The 23,001-nt window shown below is 59.5% G+C and carries 30 protein-coding genes, 1 tRNA gene and 4 pseudogenes; 15 read left to right on the forward strand and 20 right to left on the reverse strand.

Annotated elements, in window-relative coordinates; all coding sequences use genetic code 11:
* The 5 genes from QNJ43_RS07095 to QNJ43_RS07115 all read left to right on the forward strand — a co-directional run.
* Positions 1–214: flagellar basal body rod C-terminal domain-containing protein (locus QNJ43_RS07095; RefSeq protein WP_300468586.1), on the forward strand; the 214-nt coding region annotated here is incomplete at its 5' end.
* Complete coding sequence (locus QNJ43_RS07100) at positions 211–891, forward strand: hypothetical protein (protein ID WP_300468588.1); 681 nt, start codon at positions 211–213, stop codon at positions 889–891. The genes QNJ43_RS07095 and QNJ43_RS07100, both read left to right, overlap by 4 nt.
* Positions 878–2,176, forward strand: coding sequence for a FliI/YscN family ATPase (locus QNJ43_RS07105; RefSeq protein WP_300468590.1), 1,299 nt, complete (start codon positions 878–880; stop codon positions 2,174–2,176). Before QNJ43_RS07100 ends, QNJ43_RS07105 begins: the two co-directional genes overlap by 14 nt.
* A 489-nt stretch (positions 2,177–2,665) precedes the next feature.
* Entirely contained in the window at positions 2,666–3,346 is a 681-nt protein-coding gene (locus QNJ43_RS07110) for a response regulator transcription factor (protein ID WP_300469024.1), read from the forward strand.
* A gap of 136 nt (positions 3,347–3,482) precedes the next feature.
* Positions 3,483–3,572: transfer RNA gene (locus QNJ43_RS07115), tRNA-Ser, on the forward strand.
* 72 nt (positions 3,573–3,644) lie between these two features.
* Here the strand turns inward: QNJ43_RS07115 and QNJ43_RS07120 are convergent.
* Positions 3,645–4,000, reverse strand: a pseudogene (locus QNJ43_RS07120) (antibiotic biosynthesis monooxygenase).
* Entirely contained in the window at positions 3,997–4,320 is a 324-nt protein-coding gene (locus QNJ43_RS07125) for an NIPSNAP family protein (protein ID WP_300469026.1), read from the reverse strand. Before QNJ43_RS07125 ends, QNJ43_RS07120 begins: the two are co-directional and overlap by 4 nt.
* A gap of 87 nt (positions 4,321–4,407) precedes the next feature.
* On the opposite strand from QNJ43_RS07125, the pseudogene QNJ43_RS07130 reads away from it, so the two are divergent.
* A pseudogene (locus QNJ43_RS07130) lies at positions 4,408–4,871 on the forward strand (hypothetical protein).
* 334 nt (positions 4,872–5,205) lie between these two features.
* Positions 5,206–5,985, forward strand: coding sequence for an MFS transporter (locus tag QNJ43_RS07135; RefSeq protein ID WP_300468592.1), 780 nt, complete (start codon positions 5,206–5,208; stop codon positions 5,983–5,985).
* Here QNJ43_RS07135 and QNJ43_RS07140 read toward each other — a convergent pair.
* The 9 genes from QNJ43_RS07140 to QNJ43_RS07180 form a co-directional block, all read right to left on the reverse strand.
* On the reverse strand, positions 5,975–6,232 hold the full coding sequence (locus tag QNJ43_RS07140) for a hypothetical protein (RefSeq protein ID WP_300468594.1): 258 nt from the start codon (positions 6,230–6,232) through the stop codon (positions 5,975–5,977). The two genes, QNJ43_RS07135 and QNJ43_RS07140, sit on opposite strands and share 11 nt — an antisense overlap.
* Before the next feature lie 96 nt (positions 6,233–6,328).
* Positions 6,329–6,556, reverse strand: coding sequence for a hypothetical protein (locus QNJ43_RS07145; protein WP_300468597.1), 228 nt, complete (start codon positions 6,554–6,556; stop codon positions 6,329–6,331).
* On the reverse strand, positions 6,553–6,750 hold the full coding sequence (locus QNJ43_RS07150) for an FHA domain-containing protein (protein WP_300468599.1): 198 nt from the start codon (positions 6,748–6,750) through the stop codon (positions 6,553–6,555). Before QNJ43_RS07150 ends, QNJ43_RS07145 begins: the two co-directional genes overlap by 4 nt.
* Before the next feature lie 54 nt (positions 6,751–6,804).
* Entirely contained in the window at positions 6,805–7,095 is a 291-nt protein-coding gene (locus QNJ43_RS07155) for a hypothetical protein (protein WP_300468603.1), read from the reverse strand.
* 50 nt (positions 7,096–7,145) lie between these two features.
* Positions 7,146–7,529, reverse strand: a complete 384-nt coding sequence (locus tag QNJ43_RS26865) for an FHA domain-containing protein (RefSeq protein WP_346432904.1) — start codon at positions 7,527–7,529, stop codon at positions 7,146–7,148.
* Positions 7,530–7,541: 12 nt separating this feature from the next.
* A complete protein-coding gene (locus tag QNJ43_RS07165; RefSeq protein WP_300468605.1) occupies positions 7,542–8,591 on the reverse strand; it encodes a VWA domain-containing protein in 1,050 nt (349 codons plus the stop codon).
* Positions 8,592–8,734: 143 nt separating this feature from the next.
* Complete coding sequence (locus QNJ43_RS07170) at positions 8,735–9,223, reverse strand: hypothetical protein (protein WP_300468607.1); 489 nt, start codon at positions 9,221–9,223, stop codon at positions 8,735–8,737.
* A gap of 174 nt (positions 9,224–9,397) precedes the next feature.
* The gene (locus QNJ43_RS07175) at positions 9,398–9,682 is read right to left on the reverse strand and encodes a hypothetical protein (RefSeq protein WP_300468610.1); all 285 of its coding nucleotides are present in this window, start codon (positions 9,680–9,682) and stop codon (positions 9,398–9,400) included.
* Between the two features lie 85 nt (positions 9,683–9,767).
* Positions 9,768–10,910, reverse strand: a complete 1,143-nt coding sequence (locus tag QNJ43_RS07180) for a serine/threonine-protein kinase (RefSeq protein ID WP_300468614.1) — start codon at positions 10,908–10,910, stop codon at positions 9,768–9,770.
* Between the two features lie 485 nt (positions 10,911–11,395).
* Here QNJ43_RS07180 and QNJ43_RS07185 point away from each other — a divergent pair, with 485 nt between their 5' ends.
* The 6 genes from QNJ43_RS07185 (at position 11,396) to QNJ43_RS07210 (ending at position 15,323) form a co-directional block, all read left to right on the forward strand.
* Positions 11,396–11,644 (forward strand): S1C family serine protease, encoded by a 249-nt coding sequence (locus QNJ43_RS07185; protein WP_300468618.1) that lies wholly within the window; start codon positions 11,396–11,398, stop codon positions 11,642–11,644.
* Between the two features lie 45 nt (positions 11,645–11,689).
* Positions 11,690–12,457: a hypothetical protein gene (locus QNJ43_RS07190; protein ID WP_300468621.1), complete on the forward strand. Its 768-nt coding sequence runs from the start codon at positions 11,690–11,692 to the stop codon at positions 12,455–12,457.
* Positions 12,454–12,843: a hypothetical protein gene (locus QNJ43_RS07195; protein WP_300468625.1), complete on the forward strand. Its 390-nt coding sequence runs from the start codon at positions 12,454–12,456 to the stop codon at positions 12,841–12,843. Before QNJ43_RS07190 ends, QNJ43_RS07195 begins: the two co-directional genes overlap by 4 nt.
* A gap of 90 nt (positions 12,844–12,933) precedes the next feature.
* Positions 12,934–13,569, forward strand: a complete 636-nt coding sequence (locus QNJ43_RS07200) for a peptidoglycan-binding domain-containing protein (RefSeq protein ID WP_300468628.1) — start codon at positions 12,934–12,936, stop codon at positions 13,567–13,569.
* Between the two features lie 74 nt (positions 13,570–13,643).
* Entirely contained in the window at positions 13,644–14,570 is a 927-nt protein-coding gene (locus QNJ43_RS07205) for a hypothetical protein (RefSeq protein ID WP_300468632.1), read from the forward strand.
* Between the two features lie 147 nt (positions 14,571–14,717).
* Positions 14,718–15,323 carry a hypothetical protein gene (locus tag QNJ43_RS07210; protein ID WP_300468635.1) on the forward strand — a complete coding sequence of 202 codons (606 nt, stop codon included), beginning with the start codon at positions 14,718–14,720 and terminating at the stop codon, positions 15,321–15,323.
* A gap of 994 nt (positions 15,324–16,317) precedes the next feature.
* On the opposite strand, the gene QNJ43_RS07215 is transcribed toward QNJ43_RS07210, so the two are convergent.
* From QNJ43_RS07215 to QNJ43_RS07255, 9 genes and pseudogenes are all read right to left on the reverse strand, one after another.
* Positions 16,318–16,740, reverse strand: coding sequence for an amidohydrolase family protein (locus QNJ43_RS07215; RefSeq protein ID WP_300468637.1), 423 nt, complete (start codon positions 16,738–16,740; stop codon positions 16,318–16,320).
* Complete coding sequence (locus QNJ43_RS07220) at positions 16,731–17,078, reverse strand: hypothetical protein (protein ID WP_300468639.1); 348 nt, start codon at positions 17,076–17,078, stop codon at positions 16,731–16,733. The genes QNJ43_RS07215 and QNJ43_RS07220 overlap by 10 nt, the downstream gene beginning before the upstream one ends.
* Before the next feature lie 68 nt (positions 17,079–17,146).
* Positions 17,147–17,356 carry a hypothetical protein gene (locus tag QNJ43_RS07225; RefSeq protein WP_300468642.1) on the reverse strand — a complete coding sequence of 70 codons (210 nt, stop codon included), beginning with the start codon at positions 17,354–17,356 and terminating at the stop codon, positions 17,147–17,149.
* A 144-nt stretch (positions 17,357–17,500) separates the two neighbouring features.
* Complete coding sequence (locus QNJ43_RS07230) at positions 17,501–17,722, reverse strand: hypothetical protein (protein ID WP_300468645.1); 222 nt, start codon at positions 17,720–17,722, stop codon at positions 17,501–17,503.
* Entirely contained in the window at positions 17,719–18,435 is a 717-nt protein-coding gene (locus QNJ43_RS07235; protein ID WP_300468647.1) for a GntR family transcriptional regulator, read from the reverse strand. Before QNJ43_RS07235 ends, QNJ43_RS07230 begins: the two co-directional genes overlap by 4 nt.
* Before the next feature lie 86 nt (positions 18,436–18,521).
* Positions 18,522–19,391 (reverse strand): annotated as a pseudogene (locus QNJ43_RS07240) (dihydrodipicolinate synthase family protein).
* 95 nt (positions 19,392–19,486) lie between these two features.
* A complete protein-coding gene (locus QNJ43_RS07245; protein ID WP_300468650.1) occupies positions 19,487–20,101 on the reverse strand; it encodes an FAD-binding oxidoreductase in 615 nt (204 codons plus the stop codon).
* A 162-nt stretch (positions 20,102–20,263) separates the two neighbouring features.
* Positions 20,264–20,488 carry an FAD-dependent oxidoreductase gene (locus QNJ43_RS07250; RefSeq protein ID WP_300468652.1) on the reverse strand — a complete coding sequence of 75 codons (225 nt, stop codon included), beginning with the start codon at positions 20,486–20,488 and terminating at the stop codon, positions 20,264–20,266.
* Positions 20,489–20,525: 37 nt separating this feature from the next.
* Positions 20,526–21,500 (reverse strand): (2Fe-2S)-binding protein, encoded by a 975-nt coding sequence (locus QNJ43_RS07255; protein WP_300469030.1) that lies wholly within the window; start codon positions 21,498–21,500, stop codon positions 20,526–20,528.
* Here QNJ43_RS07255 and QNJ43_RS07260 point away from each other — a divergent pair.
* On the forward strand, positions 21,471–22,040 hold the full coding sequence (locus tag QNJ43_RS07260; RefSeq protein ID WP_300469032.1) for a transporter substrate-binding domain-containing protein: 570 nt from the start codon (positions 21,471–21,473) through the stop codon (positions 22,038–22,040). The two genes, QNJ43_RS07255 and QNJ43_RS07260, sit on opposite strands and share 30 nt — an antisense overlap.
* Positions 22,041–22,431: 391 nt before the next feature.
* A pseudogene (locus tag QNJ43_RS26870) lies at positions 22,432–22,974 on the forward strand (amino acid ABC transporter permease).
* The last annotated feature ends 27 nt before the right edge of the window (positions 22,975–23,001 follow it).

The following is a 23,001-nucleotide window of genomic DNA, read 5'->3' on the forward strand; positions in this document are numbered from 1 at the left end:
GGCCGTTGTTCCCGACAAGCCCGCAAACCCCATTCTGGAATTCTCCGAGAACGGGATTGCGCAGGGCTACACGGAAGGATCCAACGTCAATCCGATCCGTGAGATGACCAAGATGATCGAACTCACGCGAACCTTCGAAAGCATCTCCAAGATGATCGACTCCGGTTCGGAAAATCAGCAACGCGCGATCGAGGAGCTGGGCGAGACATCATGAGCGAATTGACCGTGGCCCCTATCGGCAAACCAACGGACCCCGCCGATGTCTCTCTGCCGCAGCCCAATCCGCTGCGGATTTCGCAAAGCGCGAGTGCCGTGAGCGGGTGGTCTGCGATGACGGTCGACGACAAGGGGTTCGGTTTCGCGGATCTCGTCGACACGTTGAACCCGCTTCAACAGTTGCCGCTGATCGGGGATCTCTACCGCGCCGTAACGGGCGACGAGATTTCCCAGGAGGCACGCTATGCGGGCAGTGCGCTTTACGGCATGGCGCTCGACGGCCCGGCGGGCATGGGCGCCTTTCTCTGCATGGCGATGGTGGGGGATGCGGTGTCCGATCATTTCAATTCGGACATCGTACAGGTCGCGACTTCCGGATCTTCTGATGTGGTTGAGGACCCGGATGCGCCCATCGAGACCCAGACCGTCGCCGAGGCGGTTTCCGGTGATCCGACCGATCTCTTTCAATGGTTATGTCCCGAAGCAGCTGCCGCGAGATTTCCCGTTCAGCCCGCCGCACTGACAGCGGATGGCGGGGAGGCGGGCGACCTGCCCCCGGCAATGCCGGCAGGCGTTGAGGGATTGACGTCCGATCCGAACAATCATCTGCCGTTGAGCGTTCTGGAAGCGCTGCGCCAGCGCCATATAGGAATGCTGGGCGATGAACAAGCTTGAGCGGACGGTGGCCTCCACGCTTCAGGAGGTCGCGCCGAACTTTTACTGGGTCGTCGGGCTGTCGTCCTTCGTGTGCCTCGGCGATACGGTCGTTCTGGAAACCAAGGACAAGGTCCAGCGCGGCGAGATCATCCGTCTCGATGAGGACGAGGCCATCGTCAAGCCATACAATCGGCAGACGGCCGTCGGCATCGATACACGGATCTATCGCGTCAGTGGGCTGACGATCCATCCCGATCCGTCGTGGAAGGGAAGGGTAGTCAATGCGCTCGGTCAGCCGGTCGATGACAAGGGGCTTATTCCAGCAGGAACGCGCGCCGTCTCCCTTGATCGCGATCCGCCGCCGACGCTCAAGCGTGCCCGCGTGACGACGCTGGTTCGAACCGGGGTGCGGGTGGTCGATCTCTTTACACCGCTGTACATTGGTCAGTGGGTCGGCATCTTCGCTGGTTCCGGCGTCGGCAAGTTGACGCTCCTGTCCATGTTCGCGCGGTCCGGCGATTTCGATACGGTCGTGGTCGGCCTCGTCGGCGAGCGGTCGCGCGAAGTGCGCGAATTCATCGAGGACGCGTTGGGTGAGGCGATCGAGAAATCGGTCGTGGTCATCTCAACCGGCGATGAAAGCCCGATGATGCGCCGAATGGCGCCGAAGACGGCCATGACGATCGCCGAGCATTTCAGCTACTGCGGGGAATCCGTCCTGCTGATCATCGATTCAACTACCCGCTTCGCCCATGCAGCGCGCGACGTGGCAATGGCGGCGGGCGAGCCGCCGGTTGCGCGCGGTTATACGCCGAGCGTCTTTTCCGAGCTTCCCCGTCTTCTGGAAAGGGTGGGGCTGGGCGTCAACAGTGGCGGGGCGATCACGGGCGTCTTCTCCGTCCTCGTTGATGGCGACGATCACAACGATCCGATGGCCGACAGCATCCGCGGCATTCTCGATGGGTACATCGTGCTGAGCCGAGCGATTGCGGATTCCGGTCGTTATCCGGCCGTCGACGTGCTGGCGTCGATTTCCCGTCTGGCCCAGCATGCCTGGACGGCGGAGCAGCGTGAACTCGTGCTTCGACTGAAAGGTCTGATTGCTCGCTATGAAGACACGTGCGATCTGCTGCTGATGGGCGGGTATCAGTCCGGCAACGATCCGCAACTCGATTATGCCTGCCAGATCGTGCCGCGAATCTACGATGCGCTGTGCCAGGGCGGGCGCGACAGAATCGCCGGCGCCCCCTTCGACGCGCTGGCCCGATCGCTTTCCGCGGATATGAACGAGCCCGCTACCTAATCTCCGGGGCAACTTTTCCCATTTCGATAAAACGTGCCGCGATGCGCCCTTGAAAGGCCGGATGAATGTATCCGGCCTTTTCTGTTTTGCGGACGCTGACGATACTGTCGGCCGGACAAGTTACATTTCGCATCATCCGATTAATGTTTATCGCGAAGCGAATGTGTGTCTGCGTAACCTGTCAGTGGCATTTGTCTTCAGAATTCCGCGTGTTTCTGCACGTGTCCAACTGTACGGTTGTGATTTGCCGAGTAAAAGATTTAACCAAGCGAAACTTCAAATTTTATGAAAACTTGCCGATGGAGAGAATTGGCGTTATTTTCTTTGAAAAGTGCAATATATTAGATTTTATTCATTTTTTTGACGCACCGGTTACCGATTTTTAACAATTTATTATAATAGGAATTTGCGTGATATCATTATTATTTGATCTCCCTTAATATTTTCTTTTACGGATGATCTCGGCTGAGTATTCAAGGGTTGATCACCGTGTTCATCATCGTAGACAACAGAGAGATAGTCACCTCGGGCTATGCTTCCGGCTTCGAACGAGAAGGGGGTTCTTCGCTCGGACTGCCGCCGGATGAGTTTAGTGACTGGGTGACCACGATGCCGCAGGACGAATTGACTGCGGTGGATGCGTTTCTCATTGGAGACTGCAAGGAACGGCACAGTTATCCGCGTATCATCCGCAGCCGGGTTCGCCAGGTGCCTGTTCTGGCACTGAACGAGAAGACGTGTCTTGAGCAGACGCTAGAGCTGTTTGCTGCCGGGGTCGACGATGTTCTGCGCAAGCCGATCCACGTGCGTGAGATCATGGCCCGCGTCAGCACGATCCGTCGGCGTGCGGTTGAAGGCACCAACGACATGCAGGTTGGCAGCATTCGCGTGTTTTTTGACGGCCGGGACCCGCTCGTTGCGGGTGAGGAATACGCTTTGCCGCGTCGCGAACGTCGTATCCTTGAATTCATGGCCCGTAACCACGGTCGCCGGGTGACCAAGACGCAGATCTACAATGCGGTCTATGGTATTTCCAACGAAGACGTCGATGAAAGCGTCGTGGAAAGTCATATCTCCAAGCTTCGCAAGAAGTTGAAGATGCAGCTTGGCTACGACCCGATCGAATCCATTCGTTTACTAGGATACATGCTGAAGAAGGACGCGGAGTAGGGGCGTTCTCCTCTCGATGTCCTTGAATGCGCTCACGTGGGCAGAGGAGGCGCGTGCGGTGCCGCGAAGCCACACATTATCCCTCCGCACCGCTTGACAAGCCGCTTGCATCCCCCCAAAGGAAGGGCTCCTTCACGGAGAAGTGGCCGAGTGGTTGAAGGCACCGGTCTTGAAAACCGGCAGGCGGGCAACCGTCTCGTGGGTTCGAATCCCACCTTCTTCGCCACCGTCCTCCACGGATGTCATCCTCCGGGCCGCCTGTCCATGCTGCGGCGAGGGGCGCCGGCGCTCCGTTCCCTCACTCGCGCACTTGATCGTGGAACGCACGGCTATCGTCCGGGGCATCGGCCCGATTGAACAGTCCGTAGTCCCGAACCACTTCTGCGATCCTCAATCGGTAATCCTCGAAGAGACCCGCCCGGCCGTTTTTCTGAGCGGTGCGATGTGCAGCAAGCTCTCGCCAGCGTCGAACCGAGGCTTCATCGTCGAAAAACGACAGCGATAAGATCTTGCCCGGCTCTGTCAGGCTCTCGAAGCGCTCGACGGAGATGAAGCCTTCGACCTTGTTCAATTGGGAGAGCATGGCAGCGGCGATGTCGAGATATTCGTCGTGTCGACCATCCGCCGATGGACTTCGAAGATGACGGCAATCATGCGGGTGCTCCATGAGGCGTTGACACGCATTTGAGCCAGGTCCGATCTTCCCGGAGAAGGAACTTCTCGCGCATGGTAAATTCATAGTTCTCCCGGCCTAAGGGATCGGCCGCGAGACGCGCCCGGTAGGTTTCATAGGCCGCAAGGCTGTCGATATTGTAGATACTGTAAGCAAGTGTGGACGAGCCTTCGTGCGGCGCGTAGTCGCCGATGAGGTCTGCGCCGCAACGGGGAATGGCCTGGCCCCAATTGCGCGAATATTCCGCGAATGCGGCTTTCTTCGTGGGGGTGATGTGATAGCGGATGATGCAGGTCAGCATATCTGTCTCATCTTCTTCGCCCGACACACATAGCGTCTTGCGTCGGGCCAATGCTTCGGCAAAGATCGAAGTATGGGAGGGTACAGTATGAAGGAAGGCCCGGATATTGCGGTAATCGCTGCCCTGATCGGTGAACCCGCGCGCGCCAATATTCTGACGGCACTCATGGCCGGGAAGGCGCTGATGGCGACGGAACTTGCCTCGGAGGCGGGTACGAGACGCTCTTGGAAAACCGCCACGTTATTGTCGGAGATGATGTGCCACATCTGACCCCGAAGGGCGCAGATGTGATGATGTGCTTCGGCATCGATGTCGGAAAACTCCGCGCTGCGCGAGCTCCTCTTTGCCGCGAATGTCTTGATTGGAACGAGCGGTGTGCACATCTCGTGGGCAATCTCGGGCGGGCATTCTTAACGCGCATCGAGGAACTCGGCTGGGCCAAGCGCGATCGGCGGACGCGGATCCTGACGTTCTCACACGAGGGAGAACGCGCGTTTAACGCGTTCATCCTGAACTTTTCTGCTGAGGTCGGTGCGTTATCGTCAGCTTGATTGGCGTCATAGTATGCCGACGGAGCGGATTCCCGGTGTCGTGCTGCGGGCGAGGGGGCGGGCACCGCTGCGGATAGCAGGCCCATTGCAGGTCAGACCTCTCGGCTCTCTCTTTATATTTCGGTCCGGATCTCCGTCTGAACTCGGCATGTTGAAGACAAGGTCGATCAAGCCGTTCGGAGCAACTTGCTCAACTCCGAGGGGCGGCGGTACGCCCTGATCTTTGGCGAATACGCCTCTGCCGATCTCCCCGACGACGAGCCCGCGTTCCCTGAGCTCGCGATAACCCCGCGTCGCCGTGGATAGACCTCTCCACCGGATCGTTCGATTGCAGGTGGCCCTCTACAATTCATACGCATACGCTGAAGCGAGCGGGGTGGGTGCCGCAGCGATCTCGATTGCTTTTGCTTTCTATGTCGTAGAGTTGATGTCGACCTTGATGCTTGTTGACGGGCTGTCCGACAGGGGCTGTCGGCGACTTCCTCTGGTCGGCACGCTGGTTTTATCGGTTCTGGCGACGGGCCTGATCGCGGTTTTCCTAGGGTGGAGCACACTCGTATCGGCGCGTTTGATGTTGGGAATTGGCACGGCGCGGGTGATGGCAGCCGGCATAGCCTATATGTCCAAGATACTTGGAGAAAAGAATACACGCCGTGCTGCACTCCTCGTAACGTCTGCCACCTCACTCGGTTTTGGCGCCGGCGCGCTTGTTCTGCTCGGAACCGCGGTTACAAGCGCAGCGAGCTACGGCTTCACGTATCTCTCAGTCCTTTCCGAGTTCTCGATGCGTGCGCCTGAAAACCGGGCCAGGGCAACGGACAGGCTCTTTGTCTATGCGTATGTGGGCATTTCCATTCCGGTGATAATCAGCGGATTTCTGTCTGACCGGTTCGGGCTCATTCCGGCAATGACGATCTTCTGGATCGCACTGATGGTCATGACGTTGGCGACGTCTTTCTACGCGCGAGCGCATAAGGTCATGATCGTGGTGTTGTCCTGTCCACTCTTGCCGCTTTTGATCACCGCGGATGCCAAAGCCCTGTCGATGTCGGCCGCACTCCAGCTTCGGCAGCTTTCGAGCGTCGCGCCAATTTGCGCAGCGGTCAGGGTGTGATGATATCGCCTAGCTCGATCGGTACGCCTTTGGGTTTGAAATCGGTGCGGGCGATGTGCTCTCCGGTGAGGGCGGAGAGCAGCATGTGGCGTGATGGATCCTTGCCAGCCTGCTCTGCGGTAATCTCTCCTTTTCGCACGAGAGCAGCCAGCTGGGCGGCCATGGAATGATCCGCGTTAATCTTGAGAAGCGGGCCGCTTGCGAGATGAAAGAGGCTTGAATCTCCGACGCTGATCCAGCGTAGCATGTCTTCGCCGATCTCGACTGCGACGAGGGTACAGCCCCATGCCCTCGAGAGCCGGATCGGCCGCGACGCTTCGCGCAATCGCCTGGTTGGCCGCGTTCAGAGCGGGGATGAAGCTGTTGGATCAGGGTCGCCCTTCTTGCACGCAAGCGTCCAGAAACGTATCGACTGCGAGCTTGGCGGCGACCTCTCCGGCCGCATGTCCCCCATGCCGTCGGCGAGCACGGCAAGCACCGCGTCTCCGTCACGATGAAAGCGGCAGTAGTTTTCCTGGTTGGCGTGATCGCCGATGATCTGGATGTCGGAGATATCCCAGCGAAGCGTCATGCCAGGTCGGAATCCGACCAGTTGAACGTCTCCGAACACAAGGGGACGAACATCAGCTTCGTTGCTCCGATATCGAGAATGTCTCCGTGCGAAAGCTGCGTCGGCGCGAGCACCGGTTTTCCATTGTGGCGCACGAGATTGGCCTTGCCGCCGTGCCGGACGTAAAAGTCGTGCTGCATTTCGTCGTAGACCATGTAGGTGTTGCTATCGCGCGAGATGCTTTCATCGCCGAAATCGATGGGAATGCGCTAATCGGGATTGCGGCCGACGCTATCCATGTCGAAGGAGATTTCGCGGGACGCGCCTCGGCCGGGGCCTGCGATGACCACCAACCAGCTCACCGTCAGTTCATAGACATCGGCTGCGTTGTCGGTGCCGGAGGACGGCTGGTCTACGCCTGCGAGGATGCGGGTCTGCGGTTCGCGAGCGCTGTCCCGATTGGTCTGGGTGCGCTCGAGGACCGAGGTCGCGTCATCGGAGCCTTCGGGCTTGGCGGCAGGCGTGCGCTTGATCACCCGGGTGCGTTCATCGTCGTTCATGACATTGTCTTTCGGTTGGCACCTTTCGGTTTGAAGCCGGTCAGGGAGCGCTACTGCTGAGATACGAAGCGGAACTTCGCTTCACCGAATTCGATGACGTCTCCGGAGTGCAACTCGGTTTTGGAGATCCGCTGGCCGTTGACGACGACGCCGTTCTCGGTGTCGAGATCGGTGATAACGGGCTGCTTGTCGGGTGACATGTGGAAGACGGCGTGGTGCCGATGAACCGTATCGTCGTTCAGTTGAAAGTCGTTTTCCGAATGACGGCCGATGGTCACGTTCTGCTCCCGGATCTCGAAGATCTCTCTGCCGTCCAGAGGTTCGAAATAGCCAAGATTCTGACCATTGGGGACGATGGTCGTGCGAATGTCGTCGTCGGCGAGAACTTCGGTTTGAACCTCTTCCTCGTCCTCTTCGAGTGCCGGATCTGCAATCGGGAGGTCTTCTTACCCCGATTTGCTACGGGACAGGAGGAACAGGAGCACGGCGGCCAGCAGCACCCAGGCAACCGCCGAATTCTGCGCGGCCCAATCCGAGGCTTGCGGCCAGAAGTCCTCGAAGTTCTTGTAGATTTTTCCGATCAGCGGCAGAGGGGGCGCCGGGGGCGGGGGATCGGTTGTCACGACCACGGGAGCCGAGGGCTCCTTGTAGAGACTGAATTCCTCACTCGTGGACGATGCCCCGTCATCATAGGCGATCTTGAGCGCGAGGGAGATTTCGCCCGAAATATCGTCGGAGGGAGCCGATACGGAACCGCCATTGGTCAGATAGTTCGTGAAGTCGTACAGGAAACTGGCGGGCAGGGGAGCGTCTCCGACCGCGCTGACAAATGGGCCACCGGTTTCTGAAGCGAGCCGCTCCACCTGTTGTAAATCGACGGTTTCAGAGGGCTTTTCCGCGAAGCCGATGCCATAGATGACGACGCCGGTTTCCTTTACCTTTTTGATGACGTCCGCATGGGTGTAGGCGGTGTCTTCCGCCTTGCCGTCGGAGATGATTACCAGGGCGCGCCGCTCGGCATCGACGCCTTTCAGGACGTCGATCGCCTGAAGTGCGGTGAAGTAGAAGGCGGTCGCGGCGCCGTCCGCGCGCACGTCCTTCAGCCTTTCCGCGACATCAGCGTAAGGATCGCCCGGCGAGATCAGAACCTGCATCTCACCGGCGAAGGTCGCGACCGCCATGATGTTGCGGGCATTGGAGCGTGCGTAGAGATCTTCGACAAGTTCAACGCTGCGTCTGACCGTGGCTGCGCGGCGCGGGTTCGAGCGGTCGATCAGGAACAGCCAGGCCGCCTTGCCGTCACCGTCCGAAAAGGATTGAAACGAAACGCCGTCGAGCGGATCACCATTGGCGGTAAGTTCAACCCGCTTTACGGCCTTGGGCTCGCGACTTCTGAAGCCGCATTCGAAAGAGGAGCTCTCACCCTGCGCGCGCAGATGACAATCGGCGTCGAGCCGGGTTTCGGCGCCGTGGGCGTTACCGATGAGTCCCACCATTGCGGCCAAAAATATAAATTTGAAACGCATATGCCCCCTGAAGGTTTAATCCGAAATGGAATTGCCCTTGAGCTGAGTATAAAACCTGATCTAAACGCCTGTAAAGCATAGCTAACAGGTAGTTTATTTTCTTTATTTTACAATTACCTCAGCGGCATACGCCGTAGCCAGATCAGCATTTCCGCGTTTTTATCCGCTCTCGTTGTGCCGGCTACGACGAAAATCCCGTCATCGAGAAGGGCAATATCTTGAGCGCTCGCCTCTCTTGGCGCGTTCAGGATTTTTTCGTTTTCGACGGTGCGCATGTCGGCGGAAGGCTGGAGCAGCCAGGCGGATATTCCCTTGGCGGTCTCGGAATTCGTATATCCGACGGCCAGGATCGTTCCGTCATTGCACACGGCAACTCCGTTCAAGGTGTCATCGCCGTCGCGAACGAGAGGTTTCGGCGGCGTCTTGTTCCCGGCTGTCAGGCGAACGAGAATGCCGTCATTGGTCTGTGTGCCGAAGCTCCTCGTTTCTCCCACCATCACGAAGTTGCCGTCGGCACCGGCGGAAAGATCGTTGATGCGGTCCGCTGCCCGTCCGCCGAATGATCGGTTGAAGAGGGCGGTTCCGTCGGAATACAGTTTCATGACTCAGAATTGGGATGAGCCTGTCGTTTTCTGCCGGTCGTGAACTGCTCCAGCTTCTCCGGCGAGCAGAAGGCTGTTGTCCGGAGTGCTTGCGATTGCCCGGAAGACGCTGCTACCCGGCGCATCGAAGGTGCGTTCGCTGATGAGTTCTCCGCGCGGCGACAATGTCAGCACTCAGCCGCGGGGAGTGCTGCCTGCGATGTGCATGGAGGAACCGGCGGCAACGATGTTGCCGTTGGATAATCGAGTGGAGGCGAGCAGTCTGTACGTGCCGGGGCCGCCGAACTTTCGCGACCAGGAGAGCTTTCCATCCGCAGAGAATACCGCGACGATCCCCTGCGACGGCTCTTTCCTGTCGAGGTTGGATTGCCCGACGGCCACGATGCTGCCATCCGGCAGGACCTGAACGGAATGAAAGCCGTCATCCTCTTTTGCGCCGAACGTCGTGCTCCAGCGCACTTTCCCAGAAAGGGAGAGGTTGTAGACGATCGCCTGTTTTCCAAGCTCTCCCCCGGTATCGATCTGACCGGCAAGAATGATGGCGTCATCCGTCGTTGCGACCCCTAGTCCAAGGCCCTTGTCCAGCGTGATCTCCCACGGGGCGGAAAGTTTGCTCAGGGGGCAGCCTTGGCGTCGCCTGAATGTTTGCCCCCGGGAAAAGCGTGGGTGAACGTCTCGTAGGCACTGCGCGTATCAAGATCGGAGGCGGCCTTCCAGGCGGCGTTTTCCGCCTGTGCCTGTTGCTGTCTGTAGAACCAGAAACCGCCGCCGCCTCTGCGGCGACGAGTACGGCCAGGACTGCTGCGGCTGCGACCAGTCGGTATCTATTGCCGGTTTGCGGAGTAGGCTCGGTGCCGGTGTTTGGCTGAGGTGAAGTTGCCTTTTGCGGCGTAGAACGGGGCTCCGTGCTTACCTGTCCGGGAGGAGCCGATTGGGGCTCACCGGCTTGCGTCCCCAGGAGTTCTGCGCGCCATGTTTCGACATCCTGCGGGTGGTTTTTGGCCTGAGGAGATAGGCCCCTGCTGATCGCTGCCAGAAACGCAGGGTCGTAGCCTTCAAGTCCCAACGCCTCCAAGGGCGGTAGGGGATCGGGCTCCTCGTTGTGAAGGGCATCGAGCCGCGCCATGGCGTCGATCGGCTTTTTCCCGAAGAGGCATTGGTAAAGGGTGGTGGAGAAGGCGTAGATGTCGGTCCACGGACCTTGTCGGCCTTCCTCGTAATACTGCTCGGGAGCCGAATAGCCGTTCTTGACGATCTGATGCATCGTCTTGCTGTGTTGGGCGGCGGTCAGTTTTGCCGCTCCGAAATCCAGCAGGACAGCCTCTCCGTTCTTGCGGATGAAGATGTTGTCGGGTGCAATGTCGCGATGTGTGAAGTCCGCCTTGTGGACGGCGGCGAGCGCGTCGAGCATCGGCGCGATGGCGGTTTCAAGCTGGACCTGGCTCGGTACCGTAGGGAGTGATTTCAGCCATTGGTCGAGGGATTGGCCGTCGACATACTCCAGCACCATGTAGGCGCTGTTGTTTTCCCCTTTCAGGATCTGCAAGACCTGAACAATCCCGAGGTGGCGAAACTTCGCCAGGGTCGTCGCTTCGGCGATGAACTTGTCGACGGCCCAGTCGTAGTCCACCTTCGTGTCGGACCCGGTGGGAACCCACGGTCGTTCCGTCGCGCGATACGAAATCATGCGGGTAGCATTCCTTGATAGCGACGTCGCGCGGCAGCTCCGTGTCGTAAGCGAGATAGGTAATCCCGAAACCGCCCTGGCCGATCACTTTCTCCAGCCGTTACTGACGCAGTATCGTTCCTGGAGATATCGTATTTTTTGCGTCCATTCCTTCCGAACTACCCCCTAGTTCGATAAATGGCTATTTACAAACCATCATCTGCGAAATTTATATATCGGCATCTGTCGTATAATCTTGAAGTTATCCGGAATATACCCAATGCTACCGTAACGGGAATTGAATTCATCGCACAATGTGGCGGCATGTTGGACTTTTGAAATGAATTTTTCGGTACTGTTGAAAAAACCGCTCTATTCCTTACCTTAAAGGGATTGCCCTGGCCGTTATCGCGGCCGTCCTGTTCGTCACGACGACCAGTGGAAGTGACGTTGAAAGCGGCGTCTATCGGGTCGTCAACATCTCGAAGAATGGCAAGCACCGCGTCTTGTCGTTTGGTACGGGCTTCAAGGTGGCGGAGCCGGGGATCGTCGTAACCAACTATTACGTCATTCGAAACGCGGATGATCTCTATGTGTTCTATCGGCAGAACGACAAGGTCGAACAGGTGCCGATGCGGATCATGTGGCACGACCGGGATCAGGATCTCGCAATTCTTCGGGGGTTGAGCGATGTGCCGGGGGAGGTGCTGACCCTCGCCGATATCGACGAAAGCCAATTGCATAAGCGGGACTAGGTCGGGGCAATCGGTTTTCCGGGCGCAGCCGATGACCTGGCGACGGTGTCCTCGCATGGCAAGCTGACGGTTGCGGACAAGGCCGTGGTCATGACGGACGCAACCATCTCGACCGGTACCGTTCAGCGTCAGGTGTCGGGAACTGCCCGCCTCACCATTCAGCACAGCGCGAAGGTGAATGCAGGCAATAGCGGCGGCCCGCTTCTGGATCGCTGCCAACGCGTCATCGGCGTCAACACGCTTAGCCAGGTTGCCGAATTCAATCTGGGAGATCTCTCGAACGCCATGAAGCGGGACGGCGTTGTTCGCTTCCAGACGCCGGGGGCGTTGGAGTCTTCCGTGCGCGTGCGCGAAGTTCTGGCGGCCTTGAAGGAAGAGAACGTCACGCCGCAAGTCTCGAGCGGGCGCCGCCATTCGGGCAACACGATGGACGAGCTGTGGGCTCTGGGAACGATTTCCACCTTGTCGTTGGCGCTGCTGTCGCTGGCGGGGCTTTCCGTTGTCATGCGCGATCGCGTGCCGGGGGCGGGGAGAACATCGATCGGATATGGAAGGGACGTGGACAGCGAGCCTGTCGATGGCTTCACGGAAGTCGTGAGCCCCGTGGAGGTGACGACTTTTCACCAAGCGGAACCGGGCCTTGCCGTCGATCTTGTGCGACGCGCGGATGGCATGGTCTTCCCGCTTGGGCCCTACCTTGATCAGCTTGAAACTTCGGGGATCGTTCTGGGGCTTGCGGGAGGTGATGCGGACATTGGCATTGACGATGGCACAATATCGCGCCGCCATACCGTCATCCGGTGGGGGATTTGACCATTACCGATTTGGAATCCACCAACGGCACCGTCGTCGATAGCGGGCAACTGAAGGCGGGCCAATTCCGCCCCGTGCATGACAGATCGGAGATCGTGCTCGGCAGTTGCGTTCTCATGGCCAAACTCGGGGCGGAACGCTCCGAGACGTCAGATGGGACGGTCTGGATACTTTCGGGCTTCGATGAGGACGGCAAAGTTTTTCAATATCCGGTTTCTTCGCATGGCGCCAATCCCGGGGTGGGCGACCATGTCGAACTCGCGACCCTTAGCAGAGCGCCCAATAAAGATTGTGTTCTCAATCATTCGTCTGTTTCGCGGCGCCACGCGGCTCTTCTAGTGGGACCTCGGCCGATAGGCAGCGCGTTGGGTTGCAGCTGGTCGTGATCGACGGCGTGCGTGAACTTCAATTCGGTGACGTCAAAGCATCCTTGTCGCGGGCACATTGATGCAATCCTTGAACGACGGGAGATTGGAATGACCATCAACGCGGTACTCAGGACGGGAATGGTCGGAGTCCTGGTAGGAGGGATGGTCCTTGCGCCCTTGTCGGCTCCGAAGCTTGTTGCCCGATATGTGTCCGGGGAGGCTCAGGCCGACAGCATCGGCAATTTCTTCAAGAAAATGAACAAACCGAAGAAGAAGGGCCGAAGCAAAAACTCGGATTTCGGGATCAAGGTGCTTCAGGGCATCGGGGCCGGCGTGGTTGTCATGGGGCTTGCCAAGGGCAATGCCGGAGCGATCATCATCGACACGGCCCTGGTGGCCGCACCGATCGTTTTTCGCAAGGAAATAGAACCGCAGTATGGGCGCGATCAGCGGTGGGCCGGCTGTCTGAACTGCAACAAGAAGCGCGTGCTCGTTCAGCCCGGCAGAACTGTCACCCAGGCTGATCAGAAAGCCATTCTGACCCGCATCGAAGAGGATGTCAGAGATATCCAGGGCGCCCTGAAAGTTCTCGGTTTCTACAGGATGCGGATCGATGGCGACTATGGTCCGGGAAGCCGTCGCGCTGCGGCGGAGTTTCAGGAATCTCAAGGCTATCGGCCGACGGGCATTTTGAGTGCCTATCAACGCGCCGAGCTGTTCAGGCTGGCAAGCGAGAGGGGCTAAATTGCGCAATCGGATATCGCCGCAACCGCCTTGATGGACTTGGAGAACGTTCGCGTGGCGCCTGCGCAGGGTGTGTGGCCGGTGCCGGCGGTGATGACCGAACCGCGGCCGTCCCCTCGATCAAGGAATTCCGGTTGGCGCAGTCGCAGCTGGAGAAATTCACTGCCGACGTTCTGAAAAAAGGCGATCCCAGCGAGGTGGAGAGCGCGACGCTGCTGCCGAACGGTCTGATCGAGGTCGTGTTGAGAGGTAGGGCTCCGCCTCGGAGCATCCGAGGTGGAGTGGAGACGGTGTCGGTGGAGCCGCATGATCTCTCGGATGAATGGGTGCGTGTGTCGGTGCCCGACGGCAATAAGAAGGAACCCGTTGCGCTCAATACGATCGACAGTTTCACCTCCAAGGAAGAGGTGGAGAACTGGCGTGAAGACGCGGAAAAGCAGATCAAGTTGCTCGCCAAGCTGACAGAACGGGATGTCCCGGCACAGGATGCGATCGTCGTGGCGGATGCGGGAAAAGAGGCTCTCCCCGGTCAGAAGGCCGAGCCGCAGGCTTCACCTGCTCTTCAGAAGGCTGAACGGAAGTCCGCGGCATTGCAGGATGCTCCCAAGGTTATCCCTGCCGCAACCTCGACCGAGGAGCCCGCAACTGACTTCGGCAGCACCCCTGAGCTTGCCGAGTTCACGCCAAGCGAGGATCAATGCGGCGAAAGCCTCTACGTCTCTTTCAAGTTTCCGGAAGACTATTCGAAGATCAATCACTTCAACATCTTCACGCCGGATAGCGCGATCATGACCGATAACGGAGATGGCACAGGCTATCTCACGGGAGCGTGCGTGCAGGGCCGATATCGCTACAAGTGTGTCGTCGTCAATCACGACGAGAAGCGGAAAGCCTGGAGTTCGTCGCTACAGGAGGGATCTTTCGTGATCGCGAGCCTGCTGGGCCAGTGCGAAATCGATCTGAACGATCCGGCCAAATCGGCGACGCTCAACTGCTTCTGATACATCGGGTGAGACCGTGGTCTCCAAACGGGACGAGCCATGGCACAAAAGAGACGACGCGAGCCGGTTAACCGCCAGGGCGGAGGTCCTTCCGGCGGTGGGGCGGGGAAATCCGGATCGGAGGCTCAATTCCTGAAATGGACGGAGTTGCCGGACGGATTTCGCGGCGATGTCGCGTACTACTGGAACATGGTTGTCAAGTCGCCGCTGCAGTCGATTGGTGCTCTTCTTGCCTTCTTGGGTTCGTCCAGTTCGCTTTTGGAAATGTTTTTCGACAAAGGACGACGACGCAGGGACGAGCGAGACCGTCAGTATTCTGGGGCCTTTGACCGCACAACCGTCGGGGCGCTTGCTGGTCTTCGTGATCGGGACCTGCTCGATTGGTTGGACAATCTCGCTGATCACCGCTTCGCTTTCCAGATCGAAGGAGGAGGTTCCAGATCGAAGGAGGAGGGCTGGCGTTTGGTCGGACTCGTCTTGAGCTGTCTCTTCGGATTGTTCCTGACGTTCTTGAGCCTGCATCTTCTCGTTGATATGGGCATGAAAACATCCGGCGGCAGAAATCTTCCGGATGGTCTGGTGTTCATGCTGACGGTAGCCGGACTTGCTGTCGCGGTTGCGCTGATGAAGACAAGCTACAGACTTACGTTTGACGCGGATCTTCTTGTCATCGACAGGTGCGCAACGTTCCTGCTGGTCTTCACGCTTAGTGCCACGGTTTCGGCCATCATCGTTTTCCTGATGATGGGGTAGGGGGTAGCGTGGAAGAAAGCCGCGAACAAGCACTTGCCAAACTTTCCATCGCTGCGTTGGCGATCGATTTCCTTCTGGTCCTTGCGATATGGAATCTCGCGCGCGGGGCTCTGCCCACAGGGCGTGGCGTATTCTCGCTGATCGCGACGTGGTTCTGGTTGAGTATTCCGCTCGGATTGGCGCTTCACCTCTTACTCTGTGAGGTCGTATTGGGCTGGTGGTCCCTCGGGCGGTTCTGCTGCGGGTTGAGGGTTGCGCATCGCAATCCTGTATCGTCGACGGTTGGCTGGAGGATGAAGCGGGCCTTCTCCATTTTGACCAAGTTCGGTCTGGGCTCTCTCAATCCGAACCGTCTGCCCGCATATAACTGTGCCGAAGACCTCGTGTTTGCCTCCGATCTCGTCGATCAGGCACCGACACGGTCGAAAGTCCGATCGCATCCGCTCCATTCATCAAGTGCAAAAGGCCGGATTTCTGGGGTGCATGCGGCAGGTGGACAGCGAAACGGCTTGTCGAGCAAGGTTCAGATGATCTTCGGCCCCCACAAGGGCATGGCCGTCGATCTTGCTGCGGGCCGCTCAAAGGACGGGCTCTTGAAGATCGGGCGAGACCCGGCCTGGGCTGACCTTGTCTTGAGTCGGGATGGGAAAGTTTCTTCCCGACACTGTGTGCTCGTTTCGCGAGGGGGGGGGCATCCGTTGCCGATGGCGACGGAGGAGGTGCCCGTTCGACCAACGGAACGTTCGTCGATCAGCAAAGGCTGAATGACACGGCACCGCGTGTCCTACGGCTGGGGGCCGTCGTTTCTGTGGGCGACAGCGTTCTCCGTATCGTCTGACCGGAACAGGGAGATTTTCGCTCTTGTGTCGGACATTGCGCCGGTGAAGCGACGCAGCTTGCTGTCGATCTCGACCGAAAGACAAAGTTGTGAAAGAAAACTGCGCGGCGATGAGCGTTGTCACCGCCGCGCAGGTTGATGGGTAAGGAAGCACGATTAGTCGGCGCTTGTCCGGCTGCTCTTGAGGAAGAGGTCGCGACCTTCCTCGGTGGTCACCTTGTCGTCTTCCATCACCACGCGCGCGATCGTCTTAACCGGCCAACAAGTCACTTCGATCCTCTCATAAGGCGTGTAGTCGATCGTGTGCTGCATCAGCTTGTTGAACTTGTTGGTGGTCGTGGCCTTGCGCTCGGGATCCCAAAGCGCGAGATCCGCATCGGCGCCCGGTGCGATCGTGCCCTTGCGCGGGTGCAGGCCGAAGCGTTTGGCCGGGTTCGTCGCGGTCAGGCGGACGAAGATCGTGAGATCAATCTCGCCCTTTGCGACACCCTCGCTGAAGATCAGCGGCAGACGGGCGGCAAGGCCGAGAATGCCGTTTGGGATCTTCGTGAAGTCGACGTCGTTGCCGTTCAGCTCCATTTGCCCTTGTTGCCTGCAAAGCTGTAGCTGCAGTGATCGGAGGACAGCACGTCCAGCACGCTGCGCCGGATCATGCCCCACAATCCGGCATGGTCGGCCGCATCGCGCGGGCTCGGGCTGCACATGTACTTCGCCCCTTCCTTGCCGGGGCGATCCATGTTGGCGGCAGAGAGAATGAGATACTGGGGGCAGGTTTCCGCAGTCACCTTCACGCCGCGGGCCTGGGCGCGGGCGACTTCCTCCGCCACTTCGGCGCAGTAGGTGTGGAAGATGTGGATCGGCGTATCGACGAATTCCGCCAATGCAATGGCGCGATAGGTCGCTTCGCGTTCCACCACTCTCGGCCGCGACCATGCATGGGCGGCGGGCTGCGTGTCTTGCCTTCCTTAAGAAGCTTCTCGGAACTTCAGCGGATCGCCTCGTAGTTCTCGCAGTGAACACAGACGATGGCTCCGGTGCGTTTCGCCGCTTCCAGAACGGAGATGAACTGGCCGTCGTCGACGTGCAACAGATCGTAGGTCAGGAACACCTTGAAGCTGCCGACGCCACCTTCCGCGATTGCGGGCAATTCGTTGGAGACGACCGCGTCTGTTGGGTCGGTGACCATCTGGTGCAACGAATAGTCGATCTGTGATTTCGCGGCGGGAGCGCGGTAGTCCGGCAGATGCGCGCCGATCGGCTCGCCCTTGAACTGGGGGGCGAAGGGAATGACCGTCGTCGTTCCGCCCGCGAAGGCCGATTGCGCCGCAGTGGCGAAGGTTTATTCGTGGATGAAGCCGTCCGGCTCCAGCTGCTCGATATGGCAGTGGCTGTCCACGCCGTCCGGCATGACAAGAAGACCCGATGCACCAATGGTTCGTGCGCCCGGCAGGTTCGTGCCGATCGCGGCGATTTGCTCGCCGTTGACGCCTACTTTGCACTTGATGACGTCGACACCGGTGACAACGGTACCTCCCTTGATGACCAGATCGTACTCACTCATTTCAGATTTCTCCGTTTCAGGCCACCCGGATCGCGGCCGCTGACGATATCGAGGGTTTCCGCCGCCACGTTGCGCAGATGGGTGACCATCGCCGCCCGGGCTCTGCGGGCGTCGCCCTTTTCAAAGGCATCCAGAATGGCCAGGTGCTCGGTCGCATCGGATTGGACACGTCCGGCAGCGCTGGACAGCTCGAACAGGCGGGTGCTGATACGCAGGTTCTTGAGCACCCGGACCATAACGACGTTGCCGAGAGCTTCGGGAAAAAGCATGTGCAGACGGTCGTCGATTTCCCAGTGCGCGGTCTCCTGAACGTCGCGCTGGCCGAGGCGGATGATCTCCTGCCGCAAGGCTTCGATGTCCTTGTGCGGGATCTTGCCGATCGCAAGCTCAACCGCTTCCGCTTCGATGAGCTCGCGCAGCTTCAATGCCTGGAAGAACTCAACGGGCTGCACCTTGCGCACCGCGAAGGATCGCGAGCCCTGCTTGATGAGTAGCCCCTCAGCGGCAAGCCTCAGGATCGCCTCGCGCATGGGCGTGCGCAAAATGTCGAGTTGCTTGGCCAGGCGTCCTTCCACGACGGTGCTGCCGCCGGGCAGCGCCTTCGTCAGGATCAGCTGTTCAAGTTGTTCGTAGGCGCGTTCTGCCAGAGAAACCTCCGGCTGCAGGTCAATGGCCGGAAGACCGCCAGCCCCCATTGGCGTCTGCTCTTCCATGATCATGCTGCCGAAAACGAATGGGGGGATAGGAGGCCGGCTCCGGCCAGAGCATTGCGCAACATCTCGATTTCCTCCTCTTTCAATTACGTTATGGGTGGACGCGGGGTTCCGCTCTTCCACCGGCCGAGCAATTCCATCTCAGCCTTCAGGCGCGCCGTTGCATGTCCTGAAGGCGCCAGGCAGTAAATTGCGTTGGCAAGGAGCTGGATCCGCAGATGGATCTCGACGGCCGTCTTCAGGTCCAATGCCTGCACGGTCCTGTCGAGCGCAACGATATCGGCAGGCATGATGGCAGCGAGGCTCACGATGCTGCCTGTGCTACCTTGAACGAAGCAGGACAGAAAATGCTCGTCGCCCGAGGCCATGACCTCCACATGAGGGGCGACCTGTGCCACCAACCGACGGTTGTGCTAGTAGGCATTGCTCTCCCAGCTTCCCTCCTTGATGCCGACGACACCGGGCAAGACGGAAAGGCTGGCCAGAACATCCTGCGTATAGGCCAGTTTCGAGGAAACTCCGGCCTGATACAGCATCATCGGCAGGCCGGACGCTTCGTCGACCCGTCTGTGGTGTGTCACGGCCATGGTGTCGTCTTGCGACAGGGCCCAGGAGAACGGTGGAAAGACAAGCGCGACATCGGCACCGGCTTCAGCCGCGTCGACGGCGTGAGCGGTGGCTTCTTCCGTTGATTCCGCAAGGATGCCGCAGACGATGATGTGCGTGTCACCAATGGTTTGCCTGGCGAGTTCCGTTACCCGACGCCGTTCCTCGTGGCTCAGGAGAAAACATTCACCCGCATGGCCGTTGCAGGGGATCCCGACGATGCTGGGTTCTGCCGTGACGCTCAGAAAATGCGCATGCAGCGTATCCTCATCGATGCTCCCGTCAGGGAGGAACGGCGTCAGCGTGGCCGCATATATGCCGCGAAAGGGATGCTCACCTGCAGGGATCACAAGCTTATCTCCATGTTCTTGCTTTCTTCAACAAGGCGCGCCGGGTCGAACAACGGGAGTTCCGGGTCGTGGCCGATAATTCTCTCGGCAAGAAGCTAGCCCATGTAAGGAACGCTTGTGTAGCCGGAATGGACGCAGCCGATCACGTAAGCCTCATCGTGGTCCGGAATGGCTCCGATCATCGGCAAGGCGTCGGAAGTTTCCGATTCCAACCCGAGCCAGACGCGGTTGATCCGCGTTTCGCCGAGGGCCGGGATGGCATGGCGGGCCAGCTGTACGTTGCCGATCAGGTTCTTCGGGATCGTCTCCACGCCGCTCCGGATCCGGTCTCCCTTGCCCTGCCAGCCACCACCGATCAGCATAGTGCCGTTCTCGAACTGCTTGAGTGACAGGAGGCCGTTGGCGATATCGACGACAGACCGCATCACGGGACGCATGCGCTCTGTCACGACGAGCTGGTTGATCAGCGTCTTGACGGGCACCTTGAGACCCAGCCAAGCGAGCATCGGCTCCAGCCAGACGCCTCCGGCCAGAACCAGACGTTTCGCCCGAACCGGCTCGGCGCCGTCGATGCGGATGACGTACGTTCCCTCCTCTTGGTCGATCGCGGGAGGGGATGGCGTTTCATGATCGTGGCATCTGCGGCGAGGAGTGCGCGTCGGTAGGCCCGGCCGGTCATGTAGGACGTGACGTGGTCGTCGAGTTCGCAATAGGCGGCCGCGATCATCGACGGGTTGAGGCCGGAATTGATTTCACAGGCGCTTTTCGGCGCGCTTTTCCACCATTTCCTGTTCTTCAGGCGTGAATGCGAGCGAAAAGTTGGGTGCGGAGCGGGCGCCGGCGTCGATGCCCAGCCAGTTGGGGGCATCGAGCTACAGCTCGCGCCCCTTCATGGCGTAGGGAATAAGAGCTGCGCGCGTCATGTGCAGGGTGAGCGTGCCGGCATTGACGCCGGATGCCTCGCGGCAGATCTCACCGCGGTCGATCAGGGCGACCCGCATGCCACCGCGCGCAAGATGTAGTGCCACAGTGGCGTCCATCGCACCCACGCCGATGATAGCAGCATCAAGGGGGAGAGATTTCGACACGTGGTTCACGACATCAGGCTTGTGGCTGGCACTATCATCTGGCGGGTCATAGCGGTGCCGGCGGCGGGAGTTCGAGGTCGGTGTATTCGATGTCGCCGGTCAGCGGAGCGGGCGGGGCCTCCTCGCCGAGCGCGATTGCGGCCAAGGCCGAAGCAATATCGCCGCATGTGCGCCCCTGGCATGGCCCCATGCCGCATCGGGTCCACGCCTTGACCTGGTTGGGAGATGTCGCCCCGTCGTTGACAGCGGCGTCGAGGTCCGCGCGCTTGACGTCTTCGCACCGGCAGACGATCGCATCGGTCGGAACGGCCTTTATCTGGCCGAGGCGCGGCGCCATCAGCTTTGCCATCGCCTGACCGAAACGTCTGGTCTTTTCCGCATGGCCAGAAAGTGCCTGCGTCTGTTTGCGATATGTATCGGAGGAAATGCGTCCGGCATTCAGCGCGACGCGAAGGTCGACACGGCGTCCGTCGAGAGCAACCGCAGCGGCTCCGCTGATACCTACGCCGTCACCTACGACGAAGAGACCGGGAAGGGAGATCTCGAAATCTTCGCTGAGCTTGGGCACCCAGGCTTTTTGCAGCTTGTCGTAGGCATGGTCGGCGCGCAGCAAGCGGGTGACTTCGGTTGCGGGAGCAAGACCGTTGCCAACGGTAACCGCATCGACCACGAATTCCCGGGACGGGCCGGAAACCGGCGCGCCGGAGGCATCGACCGATCCAACGAAGGCGCGCAACTGGCCGTTGTCAGCCGGTTCTATCCGGCGGATTGCCCGTCGACAGCACATGGGCACGCCGGCAAGCGTCAAACGCGCCGTCCAGCTCATGCCACGTGCCAGCAGGTCCGGCCGCGAGATGGTGGCGGGAAGTGTCGCCAGCCATTCGCCTCGCGAGGCGAGATCGACGACGCCTGCGACCTCTCCGCCGGCTCGATTGCCGTCGGCATCAATCCGAATCTGCCGCCGCTCGGCCAATACAACGACAAGAATGAAATCGAGGGCTTTGACGTCGACGTGGCGCACAAGCTCGGTGAGCTTCTGGGCGTCGACGTGAAGTTCGTCGAAGTCTCCTCCGCCGATCGCGTGCCCTTCCTGGCCACCGGAAAGGCCGATATCGTTCTGGGCGCGCTGACGCGCCCGCCCGCCCGAGTAAAGGTCATCGACTTCACACTGCCGACCCAGACCGAGGCGTTGAGCGCCCTGACGCTCGCCGACAAACCCTTCAAGTCGCTGACGGACCTCAATTCGGAAGATGTGAAGCTGATCGAAGTGCGTGGCACCACCCCGGTCGAGTTCGCCAAGACGCACCTGCCGAAGGCGAAGATCACCCTGTTCGATAATTATCCGGATGCAGTGAAGGCCCTGTTCCAGGGGCGTGGCGACGCGATCGTCGACGTGGTCGATTACATCGGCAAGTATACCGTTTCCTATGATCAGAAGACGAATTCCTATGATCAAAAGACGAAGGCTCTGTCGGATCCGAGCGCCAGCGTCGACTATGACTGCATCGGTATCGCGCAGGGCAACAATGCCCTCAAGTCCTGGCTGAACACCGCCACCTAAAGCATGCAGACCAGCGGTTTCCTTGGCGATACCTACAAGAAGTGGTTCGACATGGACATGGTCTACAAGATCCCGACTCAGCCCTAATTCTGAGCACATCGGCACGAACCGTCCCGCCTTTTCACAAAGTGGGACGGCTGGCCGGTTTGTGCCGGCCGCATACCCCGCCCCGAGTAAGAACGGACGCAAGAAGCCGTCTGCCGGGAGCCGGGACCGGGGCCGTTCGTTCGGTCCATCGTCCAGAGAGAAGCAGCTCTAATGCACTACACCTTGCATTTCGGCTAGGTCACGCCGCAGATACCCTACCTTCTGTGGGGTGCGTTGATCAGCCTTGAACTGAGCGTTCATGGCGCTTACCGGCGGCATGGTCATCGGCATGCTCGGCGCCATCATGCGACTGCGCGGCGGCGGCTGGCTGTCGCGGCTTGCGCGCTGGTACGTGGTGTTCTTCACCAACACGCCGCAGCTCGTGCAGATCTATTTCATCTTCTTCGGCCTACCCGAGATCGGCATTCTGCTTGATCCGTTCCCGGCGGTGCTGTTCGGCATGACGCTGAATGCAGGCGCCTATCTGATCGAGATCCTCAGGGCAGGGCTCGCCTCCGTCCATCAGTAGGAACTCGACGCGGCCGAAACGCTGGGCATGAGCCATCTGCAAACGCTGCGCTACGTGATCCTGCCTCACATCTTCAAGGTCGTGATGCCGGCCATGACGAACCAGTACATCCTGATGACACTCCGCACGTCCATGGCGGCCATCTTCGGGGTGGAGGAACTGACCGGCCGGGCCTTCAACATCAACTCCACGACATTCCGTTCGATCGAGATCTTCCTGCTCACCGACGGTATCTATGTGTTCGTCACCCTGGCTGCGACTTCGCTTCTTGCCCTCGTCGGTCGTTACGCCTTCCGTGCAAGGGTTCGTATCCTATGAGCGGTCATTTTCTCTCGGATCTTCCCA

It is taken from the genome of Breoghania sp., from assembly GCF_030066895.1.
In the GTDB taxonomy this organism is placed as follows: domain Bacteria; phylum Pseudomonadota; class Alphaproteobacteria; order Rhizobiales; family Stappiaceae; genus Breoghania.